The organism is Nocardioidaceae bacterium (assembly GCA_018672315.1).
Classification (GTDB): domain Bacteria; phylum Actinomycetota; class Actinomycetes; order Propionibacteriales; family Nocardioidaceae; genus TYQ2.
In genome coordinates this window covers 2027544-2043066 of sequence record CP076053.1, presented here as the reverse complement: position 1 = coordinate 2043066, position 15523 = coordinate 2027544, and the positions used below count along the sequence as shown (strand labels likewise).

Below are 15523 nucleotides of genomic sequence, written 5' to 3'. Positions count from 1 at the left end.
GGCGTTGCCTCAGCGGCGACGACCGTCGGGGTTGCGCGGCGTGGACCGCGGGTCCGCCGGGTTCGAACCCAGCCGGATCTCGCGCTTGTCGTTGCCGGCCGACTTGTCGGTGTCCCGACGCATCGGGTCCGTGGGCTGCCGGCCGTACGCCTTGTTGCGCTTGCCGAAGATCTCCACGATGTCGCGGAGCCCGTCGCCGTCGGAGTCCTTGCGGCGCGGGTCGGAGACGAACGTGACCTTGTAGCGCTTGTTGCGGGTGCCGCGCCACTCCCGCCCGTCCTTCAGACCGTCACGGTCGGTGTCGGCGCGCAACGGGTTCGTGCGTACGCCCCGGCGGTTCTTGACCCGGAACCCCTTCACCTCGCGGAAGTCGGAGATCCGGTCGTCGTCGGTGTCGACGTCGAGAGGGTTCGTGCCGATCTCGATGACCTCGGTGCCGTCCTGGAGCCGGTCGTCGTCGCTGTCCGGGTCGAGCGGGTCGGTGCGGGTGATCTGCACCTCCTGGCCGTCGGTGAGGGCGTCGTTGTCGGTGTCGTCGCTGAGCGGGTTGGTGCCGAGCTCGGCCTCCTGCTTGTCGTCGAGACCGTCGTCGTCGGTGTCTGCCTTGGACGGGTCGGTGCCCGCGCCGAGGACCTCCTCGCCGTCGGAGATGCCGTCGCCGTCGGTGTCGGGGTTGTTCGGGTCGGTGCCCAGGCGGTCCTCGTTGCCGTCGGTGAGGCCGTCACCGTCGGAGTCGGGGTTCGGCTGGCTCTCGGCGCTCATCGGGTCGGTGCCGTTGGTGACCTCGGCACCGTCGGTGAAGCCGTCGCCGTCGGAGTCGGGGTCGAGCGGGTCGGTTCCGGCCAGCTTCTCCTCGCCGTCGGTGAGGCCGTCGTCGTCGGTGTCGACGTCGTCCGGGTCGGTGCCGTCGGTGGCCTCCTGCTCGTCGGTGACGCCGTCGCCATCGGCGTCGGTGTTGCCGCCCCCGTTGTCGCCGCCCCCGTTGTTGTCGCCGCCCCCGTTGTTGCCGCCCCCGTTGTTGTTGCCGTTGTCGGGGTCATTCGGGTCGAGCGGGTCGCTGCCGTTGGCCAGCTCGGTGCCGTCCGAGAGACCGTCACCGTCGGTGTCGGTCTTGCGGGGGTTGGTGCCGGCGGCCTTCTCGGCGCCGTCGGAGAGACCGTCGCCGTCGGTGTCGGCCTTCGTCGGGTCGGTGCCGTCGAAGCCCTCCCGCTGGTCGTCGACGCCGTCACCGTCCGTGTCGGCCTTCAGCGGGTCGGTGCCGTCGGCCAGCTCCGCGGCGTCGGAGAGACCGTCACCGTCGGTGTCGGCCTTCAACGGGTCCGTGCCCGCCGTCGCCTCGGCGCCATCCGAGAGACCGTCACCGTCGGTGTCGGCCCTCAGCGGGTCGGTGCCGTCGGTCGCCTCCTGGCCGTCCGTACGCCCGTCGCCGTCGGTATCGGCCTCCAGCGGGTCGGTGCCGTCGGCCTTCTCCTGCCCGTCCGTACGCCCGTCACCGTCGGTGTCGGCCTTCAGCGGGTCGGTGCCGTCAGCCTTCTCCTGGCCGTCGCGCACGCCGTCACCGTCGGTGTCCGCCTTGGTCGGGTCGGTGCCGTCCAGGACCTCGGTGGCGTCGTCGACGCCGTCGCCGTCGGTGTCCACCGCGGGTGCGGCCGGGTCGTCGGGGTCGAGCGGGTCGGTGCCGTTGGTCTTCTCCTCGCCGTCGCTGAAGCCGTCGCCGTCGGTGTCGGCCTTCAGCGGGTCGGTGCCGTCGGTCTTCTCCTGACCGTCGCGTACGCCGTCACCATCGGTGTCGGCCTTCAACGGGTCGGTGCCGTCGGTCTTCTCCTGACCGTCGCGTACGCCGTCACCATCGGTGTCCGCCGTCAACGGGTCGGTGCCGTCGGTGACCTCGTCGCCGTCGGAGATGCCGTCCTCGTCGGTGTCTGCCTTCAGCGGGTCGGTACCGCGAGCGACCTCGTCTCCGTCGGAGAGGCCGTCACCGTCCGTGTCCGGCTTCAGCGGGTCGGTGCCGGTCTCGTCGACCTCGCGGCCGTCGGAGAGGCCGTCCCCGTCGGTGTCGGTCTTGAGCGGGTCGGTGCCTGCGTCCTTCTCCTCGCCGTCGGTGAGCCCGTCGTCGTCGGTGTCGGGGTCCAGCGGGTCGGTGCCGTCGGTGACCTCGACACCGTCGCGTACGCCGTCGTCGTCGGTGTCGGCCTTCGCCGGGTCGGTCCCGAGGTCACGCTCGGTCGCGTCGTCGAGGCCGTCACCGTCGGTGTCGACCGGCGCGACGCCGGCTGCCGGTGCGGAGGCCGAGGCGGCCATCGGCACGGCCTGCACGTCGGCGATCGTGATGCCACCCAGGCGGAGCTCGACCCGCAGCATGACCGCGGTGGCGCTGACGGTGCCGTCCTCGGCGACCTGTGTGTCCACCTCGGTCGTGCCCGGAGAGCTGATCCGCAGCGTCAGCAGCGGGTTGTCGGGGATCCCGAAGCTCATCGAGCCACCCGCCGGCAGCGGCACCGCGCCGCCCTGGGGGCCGGTGACGGCCAGCACCGCCGGGGTGTAGGAGACCGTCGAGCCCGCCTGGGTGCCATCGGTGGCGACGAGCAGCTCGGGCTGGGAGACGACCTCGACGCCGACGAAGTCGCCGAACAGCTGCAGGTCAGCGACCTGCGCGAGGGTCTGCGCCACGACCTGGGAGGTCTTTCCCGCCCGCGGGACGACGCGCGTGGTCTGGGTGACGCTCGCCGTGCCGGGCAGGGCCACGAGCGAGTCCGTGGGCCCCGGCAGCAGCGGGTTCGTGTCGATGGTCAGCAGCGCTGCGTCGATGGAGGAGGCCGTGCTCGAGGACAGCGCCGTCTGGCTGTCACCCAGCGCCGAATCGCCCGGGAACCGAGCGCTCGCCCGGGTCGAGCCGCCTCGCAACGACAGCAGTGGCCGCAGCTCCGCGGGCAGCTCGAGACGACTGCTCTGCTGCTCGAGCGGACCGTCGCTCGTCGCGGTCGAGGTCGTCAGCAGTCCGCTGAGGTCCTGACCGAGGAGGCCCTCGCCGCCCAGGTTCCTCGCCGTGGCGTACGACCCGGGGTCGCGCTCGACACCGAACTCGCCGTCGACGTCGCCGATCGCGATGTCCGCGACACCGGTCGGGAGGCCGTCGGGCAGCGGCAGGATGCCGGCCTGGTCCGCGAGCGCGGTGACGCGCAGCAGCTGGGCGGACGCCTCGGCCGCCGGGGTGCCGAGCCCGGTGTCGCCGACCGCGGCGGACGCGGGCGCGCCGACCGAGTGGACCAGGCCGGACGCAGCCAGGGCGAGCACCGCGGACGCGGCGAGTCCGCGCTTGCGGGAGAGTGGACGGGACATCGGAGGAACTCCTGTGGCAGACGACTCAGGTCGCCACGAGTAAAGGATTCCATCCGCGTTCGCGGAGGGGTTTGAGCTGCGAGTCACCCGTTCGCACGCTCGATATCCCCCGGACGGACTACGCCACCCACCGGGCTCTCACGGCGGTCAGGGCGGCGGTCAGGGCGGCGGTCAGGCGCGGCGCTGCGAGACCGCGTACAGCGCGACCGACGCCGCGACGCCCGCGTTCAGCGACTCCAGGCCGCTGGTCATCGGGATCGACACCAGCGCGTCGCAGGTCTCTCCCACCAGCCGGCCGAGGCCCTTGCCCTCGCTGCCGACGACGACGACGAGCGGACCGTCGGCCAGGTCGAGGTCGGGCAGGGAGATCTCGCCCTCCGCGTCGAGGCCCACCACCATGCAGCCCTCGTCCTTCAGATCGCCCAGGGCACGGACGAGGTTCGTCGCCTGCGCGACGGGGATGCGCGCCGCGGCACCCGCGGAGGTCTTCCACGCCGAGGCCGTCATGCCCGCTGCCCGCCGCTCGGGGATGAGTACGCCGTGGGCGCCGAACCCGGCCGCCGAGCGGACGATCGCACCGAGGTTGCGCGGGTCGGTGACCGAGTCCAGGGCCACGATCAGCGGCGGCTCGCCCGCCGCCTTCGCGGCGGCAACGAGGTCGCGGGGGTGGGCGTACTCGTACGCCGGCACCTTCGCCGCCAGCCCCTGGTGCACCGCACCGCGGGTGAGCCGGTCGAGCTCGTTGCGGGTGACCTCCATCAGGGCGATGCCGCGGTCGGCGGCCTGGCCGAACGCCTCGCGCAGTCGACCGTCGCGCTCGGCGCCCTCGGCGACGTACAGGGTCTGCACCGGCACACCCTCACGCAGCGCCTCGACCACGGAGTTGCGACCGGCGATCCACTCGGCGTCGGAGCCCGAGCGTCGCTTGGGCTGCGGTCGACCACGGCCGGAGCCGCCCGAGCCACCGGAGCTGCCGGATGCGCCCGAGCCGCCCTCGAAGCGGTCGCCCTGGAAGTTCTTGTGAGCGGGACGGTCCTTCGCCTTCGGCGTCGGACCCTTGCCCTCGAGCCCGCGACGACGGCGGCCGCCGGAGCCGGCGGTGGGGTTGCCCTTGCCGCTCTTCTTCACCGCGCCGCGTCGTGCGGAGTTGCCGGCCATGAGGTGTCCCGTCTCGAGTCTGGATCGTGCAGGAAAGTCAGTCGCCCAGCGACCAGGTCGCCCCGTCGCGGCCGTCGGCGACCTCGATGCCCGCTGCCTTCAGGCTGTCACGGACGGCGTCGGCCGCCGCGAAGTCCTTGGCGGCCCGGGCCTCGGCGCGCTGGGTGAGCAGGGAGCCGACCAGGGAGTCCAGCGCCACGGTGAGCCGCGCGTCGTCGGCGCTCCCGCCCCACGCTGCGTCGTGCGGGTCGCACCCGAGCACGCCCAGCATCGAGCGTACGGCCGCGACGGTGTCGGCGACAGCGGCCGGGTCCTCGGTGAGCTGCCGGTTGCCCTCGCGCACCGCCGCCTGCAGCGCAGCGACGGCCGCCGACGTGCCGAGGTCGTCGTCCATCGCGTCGACGAACGCGGCCGGCAGGGCGTCGTACGCCACCCCGACGTCGGCCCGGTGACCGGCGGCCGCAGCGCGCTCGAGGAAGCCCTCGACGCGTCGGAAGCCGGCCGCGGACTCCTCGAGCGCCTCGAAGGAGAACTCCACGTGGGAGCGGTAGTGCGCGGCGACCACGTAGAAGCGCAGCTCCACACCGCGGACGCGCTGCAGCACCGCCGGCACCGTCAGGGAGTTGCCGAGCGACTTGCTCATCTTCTCGCCGGCGGTGGTGATCCAGGCGTTGTGCAGCCAGTACGACGCGAAGTCGCGGCCCGCGGCCCGGGACTGGGCGAGCTCGTTCTCGTGGTGCGGGAACCGCAGGTCGAGACCGCCGCCGTGGATGTCGAAGGCGTCGCCGAGGTACTTGCCTGCCATGGCCGAGCACTCGATGTGCCACCCCGGGCGGCCGCGACCCCATGGGGAGGACCAGGACGCGGTCTCCGGCTCGCCAGGCTTGGCGCCCTTCCACAGCGCGAAGTCGCGGGGGTCGCGCTTGCTGCCGCTGTCGGGCGACTCGGTGGGCGACTCGGTGGACTCCACGGGCGTCTCGGCGGCGCGGCCGCCGCCCTGGGCGGTGAGGGCGCCGTACGCCTCGAAGCCGGCCACGTCGAACCAGACGTCGCCGGAGCCGTCCGCGGCGGCGTACGCGTGGCCGCGCTCGACCAGCTCGGCGATGAGGTCGGTCATCTCGGTGATGTGGCCGGTGGCCAGCGGCTCGTAGGTGGGAGGCAGGACGTTGAGCGAGGCGTACGCCGCGTCGAGCTGCCGCCGCACCGCGTACGCGTGGGCCCACCACGGCACCCCGGCCGCCTCGGCCTTGGCGATGATCTTGTCGTCGATGTCGGTGACGTTGCGGACGAAGGTGACCTCGTCCCCGCGGGCGAGCAGCCAGCGGCGCAGCACGTCGAAGTTCACCGCCGACCGCACGTGCCCGACGTGCGGCTCGGACTGCACCGTCAGACCGCACACGTACACCCCGACATGGCCGGGACGCAGGGGCGTGAAGTCACGCACCTGGCGGGAGGCGGAGTCGTGGAGCCGGAGGGTCACCGGCCAAGCCTAACGAGGCCGGGCTGTGGACGGACCGGCCGCCGGGGGCGGGACCGTCGGGGGCGACCTGCATGCTTGGCGACGTGACAGGCACTCCCCCGACCGGGCGCTCCGGCGCGACGCTGGGCGAGCGCGCCGCCATCGCGCTCGTGTTCGGCACCTCCGCCGCGGTGCTCGTCGTCGAGCTCGTGGCGCTGCGGCTGCTCGCTCCGTACCTCGGGCTCACCCTGGAGACCTCGACGCTGGTCATCGGCATCGCGCTCGCCGCGATCGCGGCCGGGTCGTGGCTCGGCGGGCGGGCTGCGGACCGGTTCGCCCCGCGGCTGCTGCTGGCCCCGGCCATCGGCGTCTCCGGGGCCGCGGTCGCCCTGACACCGTTCGTCGTACGCCTCGTGGGGGTCGCTGCCCCTGGACTGCTGGTGCTGGTCTCGGCGCTGTCGATCCTGGTGCCCGGCGCGCTGCTGGCGGCGGTGACGCCGATCGTCACCAAGCTGCGCCTGACCACGTTGGAGGAGACCGGCACGGTCGTCGGGAGGCTCTCCGGCATCTCCACCGCCGGGGCGATCGTCGGCACGGTGGTGACGGGCTTCGTGCTCATCTCCGCGGTGCCGGTCAGCGTCATCCTGGTCGGGCTCGGCGTGGTGCTGCTCGCGACGGCCGTCGTGCTGGCCGGATGGCTCGGCGGCTGGGCCCGTGGCGGCCAGGCCCTGGCCGCGGGGGCCGTGGTCATCGGTGGACTCGGCTCGCTCGCGGTCGGGTCGGGCTGCGACGTGGAGACGACCTACCACTGCGCGATCGTGGTCGAGGACCCCGACCTCGCGTCGGGCCGCACGCTGGTGCTCGACGGGCTGCGGCACTCCTACGTCGACCTCGCCGACCCCACCCACCTGGAGTTCTCCTACGTCAAGGCGGTCGCCTCGGCGATCGACGCACGGCTGCCCGGCGCCGACCCGCGCACGACGCACCACCTCGGCGCCGGAGGGGTCACGATCCCCCGCTGGCTGGCGCAGACCCGGCCGGGCACCAGCTCGACCGTCTCGGAGATCGACCAGGGCGTCGTCGACCTCGACCGCCGCGCGCTCGGGCTCGAGACCGGCGGCGACACCGGCATCGAGGTGCGGGTGGAGGACGGCCGGCTCGGGCTCCGCGAGCTCGCTGACGACAGCCAGGACCTCGTGGTCGGGGACGCCTTCGGGGGTGTGTCCGTGCCCTGGCACCTGACGACGGTCGAGGCGCTGGCGCAGATCGAGCGGGTGCTCGCGGGGGACGGCACGTACGTCGTCAACATCATCGACAACCCGCCGATGGCCTTCGCCCGGGCCGAGCTCGCCACGATGCAGCGGGTCTTCGCCGACGTCGCGCTACTGGCGCCGCCGGCGACGTTGAGCCTCCTCGACGGCGGCAACGTCGTGGCCGTGGCCTCGGCCGACGGCCCGCTCGACATCCCGGCGCTGCAGGCCTCCCTGGACGAGCGTGAGGTCGGGTGGACCGCCGTGGGCGGCACCGAGCTGGAGTCCTTCATCGGGGACTCCCCGGTGCTCACCGACGACTACGCGCCGGTGGACCAGCTGCTGACGCCGTACGGCCGCTGAGGGCGGCCCCGCCTGTCGTTCCCTCGGCTCACTCGCAGGCGATGCCGTCGCCATCGCCGTCCAGTGCCGGGGCGTACGCGTCCTCGCCGCGCTGGACCGGGGTGAGTCCGCGGGCGGCGAGGTCGGCGCAGCTGGAGTCGTCGGCGTCGCCGGCGAGGAAGGGGACGCTCGTGGGGGCGCCTGAGTCGACGGGCAAGGCCCGGCCGGGGCAACCGTCGAGGACCCGTGCGATGGCCATCCGCTCCGCAGCGGTGACCCACAGCGCGTACTTCGTCTTGACCGCCACCTGACGCGCGACGTACGCGCACCGGACCGACCGTCGCGGCGGCAGCCACGTGGCCGCGTCCCCGTCCCCCTTGGAACGGTTGGCGCCCGCGTCGACCGCGAGCAGGTTGAGCGGGTCGTTGGCCAGGGCGGCGAGCTCGGACGCGTCCCGTCCCGCGGCGCCGGTGACCCACGCGTTGCCCAGCGCGACCACGTGGTCGACGTCGATGCCGGACCCGTCGCCGTCGGCGTCGTCGAAGGCGATCGGCGCGCCGGTGTAGGGGTCCTCGAGCAGACCGGTGAGCACCTTGCAGTCGCGGGTGCCGGGCTTGAAGGTCGGGTCGTCCAGCTGCTCGCCGAGGATGTCGTTGCGGGTGTCGCAGCCGTTGCGGTCGGCGTCGAGCCACGGCTGGCCGAAGGCGTCACGGTCGTAGTCGGTCGGGGACGCGTGACGCTGCACCGGCAGGTCGCCCAGCGCCGCGGCCGCCGCGCCGTCGGTGCGGCTCGGCGCCTCGGCCGGGCCCGTCGGGGGGACGCAGCCGCTGAGCGCCAGGACGACCGTGGCGGCGAGGAGGCCGGGGGTCGTACGCCGCGTCATGGCTGCACCCTCACACGCCACACCGACACGAGCGGGGCTCGCGAAGGCTCGAGAGCTCGTGCTGATCACGTCGTAGCGAGTCGATTCCGTCGAGTCCCCGACTCCTGGGACGCGTGTGACGGATGTTGTCTACCGTGACGCCGTGAACCGACACCCCGCCGGCAGCACCCTGACCGTCGCGACCATGGTCGCCGCTCTCGCCGCGACCGCAGTGATCTCCACGGCCAACGCGGCACCCGCCGAGGCCGCGGGACGGCGCATCCTGGACACCTCGTGGGACACCGCCGCCGACTTCGCCCGCGGCACCGGACAAGGCATCGAGGCGCGCGGCGACACCGTGCGGGTCGGGCAGGGCGCGCGCCGTACGCGCTTCACCGACGTCGACGGCGTGCGGCGCCAGGCGTCCGTGGCCCGCTGGACCTCACCGTGGGTCGCGACGGAATTCGGCGCCACGGAGATGATCCCGTCGTGGCGGGCCCGGACCCCGCGCGGCACCCTGGTCGTGGTGCAGGCACGGGGTCGGGACGCCACGGGCAGCCAGGGCAGCTGGGACACCGTGGCGCGCTGGGCCGCGGGCGACCACACCGTGCTGCGCCGTTCCGGCGGGTCCCAGGTCGACGACCTGACCTCGCTGGCGACCGACACCCTGCGCGCCACGTCGGCTGCGGACGGCCGCATCGCCGGGTGGCAGGTGAGGATCTCGCTGGTCAAGGCCGACGACGCCCGGCGCGGGCCCGTGCTGCAGGCCGCCTCGTTGGTCGCGACACGCGTGCCGAGCGGTCCGAACGCGCGCGCCTCGCGACCCGCGGCCCGCGGTCTCGGCGTCGACCTGGACGTACCGGCGTACTCGCAGATGATCCACCGCGGTGAGTACCCGCAGTGGGGCGGCGGCGGCGAGGTCTGGTGCTCCCCCACCACCATGTCGATGCTGATGGCGTTCTGGGACCGGCTGCCCGCAGCCAAGCGGTGGCGCTGGGTCGACGACGCGTACGCGGACCCGTGGGTCGACCACGGCGCCCGCTCCACCTACGACTACACCTACCGCGGTGCCGGCAACTGGGCCTTCACGACCGCGTACGCCGGATCACGGCTGCCGGTGGCACGCGTGACGAGGCTGCGCAACCTGCGGGCGGCGCAGCAGTACGTCGCGGCCGGCGTGCCGCTGGGCATCTCCATCGCCTTCGACCGCGGCCAGCTCGACGGATCGCCGTTGACCAGCACCGGCGGCCACCTGCTGGTCATCCGTGGGTTCACCGAGTCCGGCGACGTGATCGTCAACGACCCGGCGGCCGAGTCGAACGCCGGCGTACGCCGCGTCTACGACCGCGCCCAGCTCGAGGCGGCGTGGCAGCGACGCTCCGGCGGCCTGACGTACGTCGTCGCGCCGAAGAGCGTCACCCTCCCCTGACCGCCGAGGGGGCAGAGAATCACGTCGAGAGGGCACAAAATCACGGGACGACGCGTGATTGTGTGCCCTCTCGCGGAAGCTTTGTGCCCTCTCGCGGGGATTGTGTGCCCTCTCGTCAGGTGGCGGTGAAGGAGAGGCCGTCCCAGCCGGTGGCACCGTCGGGGAAGTTGTCCTTCATCACCCGCGTCTGGGTGTAGCCCGAGCTGTCGGTGGCGCGGACGCGTACGTCGTGCTCCCCCGGCTCGACGCTCTCCCGCGCCGACCACTGCACCCAGGTGTCCACGCCGGGCACCGCACCGAGCTCGGCCTCGCGCCAGGGGCCACCGTCGAGCTGGTACTCCACCCGCTCGATGCCCGTGCCCTGCGCCCACGCGACCCCGCCGAGACCGACCTCCCCGGCCGACACCTCCGCCCCCGACCGGGGCACGTCGATGCGCGACATGGTCTTGATCGGCCCGCGCTCGTCCCAGCCGCGCTCGGTCCAGAACGCCTCCACCGCGTCGAAGCGGGTCACCTCGATGTCGGTGATCCATTTCGTCGCCGAGACGTAGCCGTAGAGGCCCGGCACGATCATCCGCACCGGGAAGCCGTGCTCGACCGGCAACGGCTCGCCGTTCATCGCGTACGCCAGCAGCGCCGACCGGTCGTCGGTGAGCGCCTCGAGCGGGGTGGCGCAGTTCCAGCCGTCAACGGAGGTCTGCAGCACCGCGTCGGCGTCGGCGGAGACGCCGAGCTCGGCGAGGATCGGCGCGATGCGTACGCCGGACCACCAGGCGTTCCCGATCAGCTCGCCGCCGACCGGGTTGGACACGCAGGCGATGGTGACCCAGTCCTCGAACGCGTCGCCGAAGCGGCCGCTGGTGAGGTCGTCGAAGCTGAGGGTGACCTCCCGGTCGACCATGCCGTGGATGCGCAGCGACCAGTCCTCGATGCGCACCTCGGGCAGCACGATGGCGGTGTCGATGCGGTAGAAGTCCTGGTTGGGCACGCGCCACGGGCCCAGGCCCTCCAACGGCAGCTCGGCACCTGCGGGCACGGTGCCGCGGGTGACGTCGGCGGTGGCGCGGAGCGTACGCGTCAGGCTGCGCCGCACCCGGTCGACCTGGCGCCTGTCCTGCGCCGCGCTGGTCGATCCGATGCCGAGGCCGGTGGCGGCCAGCACCGCGAGGCCGGCCCGTGCCAGGAACGAGCGGCGACCGCCGTCGTGGGCGACCAGACGGCGCCGACCGCCACCGGCACCTCCGGCACCTCCGGCGCCGCCGCGACGGGCCGCCTCGGCCCGTGCCAGCGGGTTGGTGAGCACGGTCAGCGCGAAGAGCCAGGTCATCAGGCCGAGCGCCACCGGCGCCAACGCCGTCAGCGACGCCCCGTCGCGGGCGACGACCGCGATGCCGGCCAGCACGCCGAGTGCGGCCAGCAGACCGGAGGAGAGCCCGCCGGACCGGCGTCGGAGCAACCCTGCGTACGCGCACGCCCCCACCGCGACCAGCACGATCCCGCCGATCAGGAGGGGCTTGTCCAGCGACCCCGTGGCCTCCACGGCGGCAACCGCTGCCTGGCCAGGGGTCAGCTCGATGGCGAGCTCGGCCATCGCCTCGACCGGCGAGGCCCGTGCGGTCAACGCGGACGTCGCCCAGGTCGCGACGAACAGCCCGAGCACCCCGGCGAGCGCACCGGCGACCAGCCAGGGCCAGGCCGGCGCGTCAGGCTGCGCGGATCCTGGCGGCGGTGCGGGCGTCTGCTCGACGGGGGTGGAGGCTGACATGACTCGATCATGACTCCCGGGCGGTGGCACGTCGGTCATACCGGTGGTTCGTCGTACGCCCCGTCGCGGCTTGGCCGTCCCGGGCGCCCGGGGCTCCATGATGGCTCCATGACCACCGAGCGGACCACCGAGCGACCCGCCCCGCCCGCGCTCCCCCGGACGGGCATCGGCACCGACGTGCACCGCCTCGAGCCAGGGGTACCCATGCATCTCGGGTGCCTGGCCTGGCCCGAGGAGGACGCCGGCCTCGCCGGCCACTCCGACGGCGACGTCGCCGCCCACGCCGCCTGCGACGCGCTGCTCTCCGCGGCGGGCCTCGGCGACCTCGGCACCCACTTCGGCACGGCCGAGCCGCAGTGGGCCGGCGCCTCGGGGGCGAGTCTGCTGGCCGAGACGGTTCGCCGCGTCCGCGAGGCCGGCTTCGAGGTCGGCAACGTCGCCGTGCAGGTCGTGGGCAACCGGCCACGGCTGGGCGTACGCCGCGCGGAGGCGCAGGACGCGATGAGCGCGGCGGTCGGGGCGCCGGTCTCGCTCTCGGCCACCACCACCGACGGGCTCGGCCTCACCGGTCGCGGCGAGGGGGTCGCCGCCGTGGCGACGGCGCTCGTGCAGTCGGTCACGCCGGGCTGACCCTTGTGCACGCAGACACCGGCCCGGGACGGCCGTAGCCGCCCCGGGCCGGCTGAAGCGCTACGCGCGGATCGATCAGCCTGATCTGCGCGGCCGCTCAGCGCCCCCTCACCGGTCGAACGAGAATCCGTCCTCGGTGTCGAAAGCACCGGAGGGGTGACCGTCGAAGCCCTCGAAGCCGAGGTCGCGGGTGTTGTCGGACTCCTCGGCGTCGCTCGACGAGCTGGACTCGGTGCCGTCCTGGTCGGTCTCGGTGACCGTCTCCTCGCCGGAGGACTGGCTCACGTCGCGCTCGACGAGTCGGAACCCGTCGTAGACGAACGGGCCCTCGGCACCCAGGCGAGTACGGTCCTCGCCGTCGCTGTCCTCGCCGTCGTCGTCGGTCGAGAAGCCGGACTCGTTCAGCAGGAAGCCGCCGGGGGTGCCGGCCGCGTCGCCGGACTCGCCCTGCACGCCGAAGCCGGTCGCATCCTGGTCCGAGCGCTCGACGGTGGTCGAGCCGTCCTCGTCGGAGTCGGTCTCGCTGCTCTCGGTGGCCTGGCTGCGCTCCTGCACGAAGTCGAACGAGCCGCCCTCGTAGGCGAACGGGATGCCCGCAGAACCCTCGCGCTGGGAGTCGACCGAGCCCTCGCCGTCCTCGTCGGCGCTCGAGGAGTAGAAGTCCTCGAACTGGGCGAACGGCCTCAGGTCGAGCGACCCGGAGTCGAAGCCGCCGCGGGTGGAGCTGTCATCGGCGCGACGCTCGGTGCTGGAGGACGTGCCGTCCTCGTCGGTCTCCGACGAGCGGTCCTCGCTGGCCGAGGAGCGGTCGTCGGTGAACGAGCCGGACAGGCCGTCGACCTGGACCGGCGAGCGGGCGTCGCCGCTGCGGCTGCTCGAGCCGTCGACCTCGTCCTCGTCACCCTCGGTCTCGTTCTGCTGCGACAACGCGGCGCCCGGGTCGACGTCGACACCGCCGGTGCCGAGGTCGTAGGTCGACTCGCTGCTCGAGCTCTGCGAGCTGCTGTCGGACTCGGTGCCGTCCTCGTCGGTCGAGGTCGAGGAGTCGCTGGACTGCGAGCTCGAGCTCGAGCTGCCGGAGACCGAGAGGCCGCCGATGCTGGTGGGGGCCTCGGCGTCGCCGGACTGCGTGCTGGTGCCGAAGAAGTCGTCGGCCTGCGCGGATCCGGCGCCACCGAGCACGATGGTGCCGGCGACCGCGGCTGCGGCCAGGGAGCGGTACGTCGTACGAGCGTTCATCTCACACCTCCAGGTGTGTCGATCGTCGTCCTTCGTGGACCTTGTCTGCCGCCCTCTCGGGGGCTGTCGCCACCCGGTCGGGCGACGGCACCCACCACAGTTCCGAAAGGTCACGGAACGGACACGTCCAGACCGCGTGGGCCACCCCACAGGACCTGCACCAATCCGCGGCCGCCCTCGGCGACACGCCGCCTGACCTGCAGCGACGCCCTGACCGTCGAGAGGACCCGGATAGATGGCGCGGCAGTCGAAGGCGCCCGTCCGTCCACGTCGCGAGATGTTCCTGAGACGTCCTCAGCCGCTCGCTCGGCCATGCTCAGGCGCTGCGCAGCACGGGCACCTGTAGCGTCATCGACCGCGACACGACGTCACAGGCGAAAGAGGCAGACCCGTGCACGTTCACACCACGACCCACGACGGCCTCCGGCTCCACGTGGACGTCGACGGCCCGCCCGACGCCGACGTCACCCTGGTGCTGGCCCACTGCTGGGTCTTGACGCGCGAGGCGTGGAACTACCAGCTGCGCGATCTGCGCCGTCATTTCGGCGAGCGCGTCCGCGTCATCGCCTACGACCACCGTGGCCACGGCAGGAGCGAGCGGACGCGCTACCGCGACGCCACGCTGATCAACCTGGCCCGCGACCTGCACGCGGTCATCTCCGACCACGCCCCCACCGGTGAGCTCGTGCTCGCCGGGCACTCGATCGGCGGCATGACGGTGATGACGTTCGCGCGGGAGTTCCCGCACGTCGTGCGCGACCGGGTCAAGGCCGTGGCGCTGGTCAACACCTCCGCCGGCGACCTCGACACCGTCACCCTGGGGCTGCCCGAGGCCGGCAAGCTCGTGCGCGCGCAGATCCCGCTCGTGCTGGCGTTGCGGTCGAAGATGTACACCGTCTCGGCGCGGATGCGTACGCCCACCATCGAGTCCTTCGTCGTGCGCCGCTTCGTCTTCGGCACCCCGATGCGGCTGCGCGACCACGCGCAGACCGTCGAGGGCGTCATCAACTCACCGCCCGCGACGATGCGCGGCTTCTACGACTCGATGATGGACCACGACGTGTACGACGCCCTCCCGGTGCTCTCGGGCCGACCGGTCAAGGTGCTCGTCGGCGAACGGGACCTGCTCACCCCGCTGAGCCACGCCCGTCGCATCGCGGACGGCATCGACGGGGCGGTCCTCACCGTCGCGAACGGCGCCGGGCACATGCTCCCCTTCGAGCGCGAGGAGCTCGTCACCGGCGCCCTGTGCGACCTGGTCGAAGGGGTCCTCGCCCGGCAGCCGGCGCCGTGACCGAGCCGGAGCCCGCAGCAGCCGTCGTGCTCGCCGGCGGATCGGGATCGCGGGTGGGGGCGGAGCGCAACAAGGTGCTCCTGGACCTCGCCGGGACGCCCGTGCTGGCGCACTCGCTGCGTACGGTCGCCTCGCTGCCCTCGGTGGTCCGCGTCGTCGTCGTGGCGCGGGAGGCCGACGTCGCCGAGGTGCGCGAGCTCGCCGACGCGTACGCCCCCGGCGCCACCGTCGTCGTCGGCGGCGCCGACCGGCCGAGCTCCGAGCGAGCCGCCTTCGCGGTGCTGGCCGAGGACGTCGAGGCCGGTCGCGTACGCCTCGTCGCCGTGCACGACGGAGCCCGACCGCTCGCCTCGACCGCGCTGTGGACGGCCGTGCTGGACGCCGCCGCCGCCCACGGCGGCGCGCTGCCCGCCCGCTCGCTCGGGGCGACCCTCGCAGATGCCCCGGGGTCGGACGGCTCTGCCGACTCGGACGGGCCCGTGCTGCACGAGGACCTGGTCGGGGTCTCCACCCCTCAGGCGTTCCGTGCCGACGCCCTGCTCGAGGCGTACGCCAGCGCGGCCACCGCGGGGTTCGCCGGCACCGACACCGCGTCGTACCTGGAGCGCCACCCGGGCGGGTGCCGCGTCGCGACCGTGCCCGACGAAGCGACCAACCTGAAGATCACCTGGCCCGGAGACATCGAGCGGGCAGTGCGACTCAGCGGGTCCGCGACGCCCGACGAGGGCTCCGGCTGAGCGACGCCGGCTCGGGCGC

11 protein-coding genes are annotated in these 15523 nt (G+C 73.4%); 5 read left to right on the top strand and 6 right to left on the bottom strand.

Going from position 1 to position 15523, the window contains the following annotated elements; all coding sequences use genetic code 11:
* Window positions 1–9: 9 nt before the first annotated feature.
* The 3 genes from KLP28_09820 to cysS all read right to left on the bottom strand — a co-directional run bounded on the left by KLP28_09820 (window position 10) and on the right by cysS (window position 5977).
* Window positions 10–3339, bottom strand: coding sequence for a hypothetical protein (locus tag KLP28_09820; GenBank protein QWC83929.1), 3330 nt, complete (start codon window positions 3337–3339; stop codon window positions 10–12).
* A gap of 171 nt (window positions 3340–3510) precedes the next feature.
* Window positions 3511–4497 (bottom strand): 23S rRNA (guanosine(2251)-2'-O)-methyltransferase RlmB, encoded by a 987-nt coding sequence (rlmB, locus tag KLP28_09815; protein ID QWC83928.1) that lies wholly within the window; start codon window positions 4495–4497, stop codon window positions 3511–3513.
* 37 nt (window positions 4498–4534) lie between these two features.
* The gene (cysS, locus tag KLP28_09810) at window positions 4535–5977 is read right to left on the bottom strand and encodes a cysteine--tRNA ligase (protein QWC83927.1); all 1443 of its coding nucleotides are present in this window, start codon (window positions 5975–5977) and stop codon (window positions 4535–4537) included.
* A gap of 71 nt (window positions 5978–6048) precedes the next feature.
* Between cysS and KLP28_09805 the strand changes: the two genes are divergently transcribed.
* A complete protein-coding gene (locus tag KLP28_09805) occupies window positions 6049–7569 on the top strand; it encodes a fused MFS/spermidine synthase (GenBank protein ID QWC83926.1) in 1521 nt (506 codons plus the stop codon).
* Between the two features lie 28 nt (window positions 7570–7597).
* Here the strand turns inward: KLP28_09805 and KLP28_09800 are convergent, their stop codons facing one another.
* Window positions 7598–8431 (bottom strand): DUF1524 domain-containing protein, encoded by an 834-nt coding sequence (locus KLP28_09800; protein ID QWC83925.1) that lies wholly within the window; start codon window positions 8429–8431, stop codon window positions 7598–7600.
* A gap of 142 nt (window positions 8432–8573) precedes the next feature.
* Here KLP28_09800 and KLP28_09795 point away from each other — a divergent pair, with 142 nt between their 5' ends.
* Window positions 8574–9839 (top strand): C39 family peptidase, encoded by a 1266-nt coding sequence (locus KLP28_09795; GenBank protein QWC83924.1) that lies wholly within the window; start codon window positions 8574–8576, stop codon window positions 9837–9839.
* A 115-nt stretch (window positions 9840–9954) separates the two neighbouring features.
* Here KLP28_09795 and KLP28_09790 read toward each other — a convergent pair whose 3' ends face one another.
* Window positions 9955–11604 (bottom strand): molybdopterin-dependent oxidoreductase, encoded by a 1650-nt coding sequence (locus tag KLP28_09790; GenBank protein QWC83923.1) that lies wholly within the window; start codon window positions 11602–11604, stop codon window positions 9955–9957.
* Between the two features lie 108 nt (window positions 11605–11712).
* Between KLP28_09790 and ispF the strand changes: the two genes are divergently transcribed.
* Window positions 11713–12234: a 2-C-methyl-D-erythritol 2,4-cyclodiphosphate synthase gene (gene ispF / locus KLP28_09785; GenBank protein QWC83922.1), complete on the top strand. Its 522-nt coding sequence runs from the start codon at window positions 11713–11715 to the stop codon at window positions 12232–12234.
* A 108-nt stretch (window positions 12235–12342) separates the two neighbouring features.
* Here the strand turns inward: ispF and KLP28_09780 are convergent, their stop codons facing one another.
* Window positions 12343–13473 carry a hypothetical protein gene (locus tag KLP28_09780; GenBank protein QWC83921.1) on the bottom strand — a complete coding sequence of 377 codons (1131 nt, stop codon included), beginning with the start codon at window positions 13471–13473 and terminating at the stop codon, window positions 12343–12345.
* A gap of 391 nt (window positions 13474–13864) precedes the next feature.
* On the opposite strand from KLP28_09780, the gene KLP28_09775 reads away from it, so the two are divergent.
* Together KLP28_09775 and KLP28_09770 are read left to right on the top strand one after the other, a co-directional pair.
* A complete protein-coding gene (locus KLP28_09775; protein QWC83920.1) occupies window positions 13865–14767 on the top strand; it encodes an alpha/beta hydrolase in 903 nt (300 codons plus the stop codon).
* The gene (locus KLP28_09770) at window positions 14764–15504 is read left to right on the top strand and encodes a 2-C-methyl-D-erythritol 4-phosphate cytidylyltransferase (protein ID QWC83919.1); all 741 of its coding nucleotides are present in this window, start codon (window positions 14764–14766) and stop codon (window positions 15502–15504) included. Before KLP28_09775 ends, KLP28_09770 begins: the two co-directional genes overlap by 4 nt.
* Window positions 15505–15523: the final 19 nt, after the last annotated feature.

Excerpts from the sequence above, each read along its gene's own strand:
- KLP28_09790 (QWC83923.1), bottom strand. The coding sequence starts at position 11,604 with ATGTCAGCCTCCACCCCCGTCGAGCAGACGCCCGCACCGCCGCCAGGA.
- ispF (QWC83922.1), top strand. The coding sequence starts at position 11,713 with ATGACCACCGAGCGGACCACCGAGCGACCCGCCCCGCCCGCGCTCCCC.
- rlmB (QWC83928.1), bottom strand. The coding sequence starts at position 4,497 with ATGGCCGGCAACTCCGCACGACGCGGCGCGGTGAAGAAGAGCGGCAAG.
- KLP28_09820 (QWC83929.1), bottom strand. The coding sequence starts at position 3,339 with ATGTCCCGTCCACTCTCCCGCAAGCGCGGACTCGCCGCGTCCGCGGTG.
- KLP28_09780 (QWC83921.1), bottom strand. The coding sequence starts at position 13,473 with ATGAACGCTCGTACGACGTACCGCTCCCTGGCCGCAGCCGCGGTCGCC.
- KLP28_09805 (QWC83926.1), top strand. The coding sequence starts at position 6,049 with ATGCTTGGCGACGTGACAGGCACTCCCCCGACCGGGCGCTCCGGCGCG.
- KLP28_09800 (QWC83925.1), bottom strand. The coding sequence starts at position 8,431 with ATGACGCGGCGTACGACCCCCGGCCTCCTCGCCGCCACGGTCGTCCTG.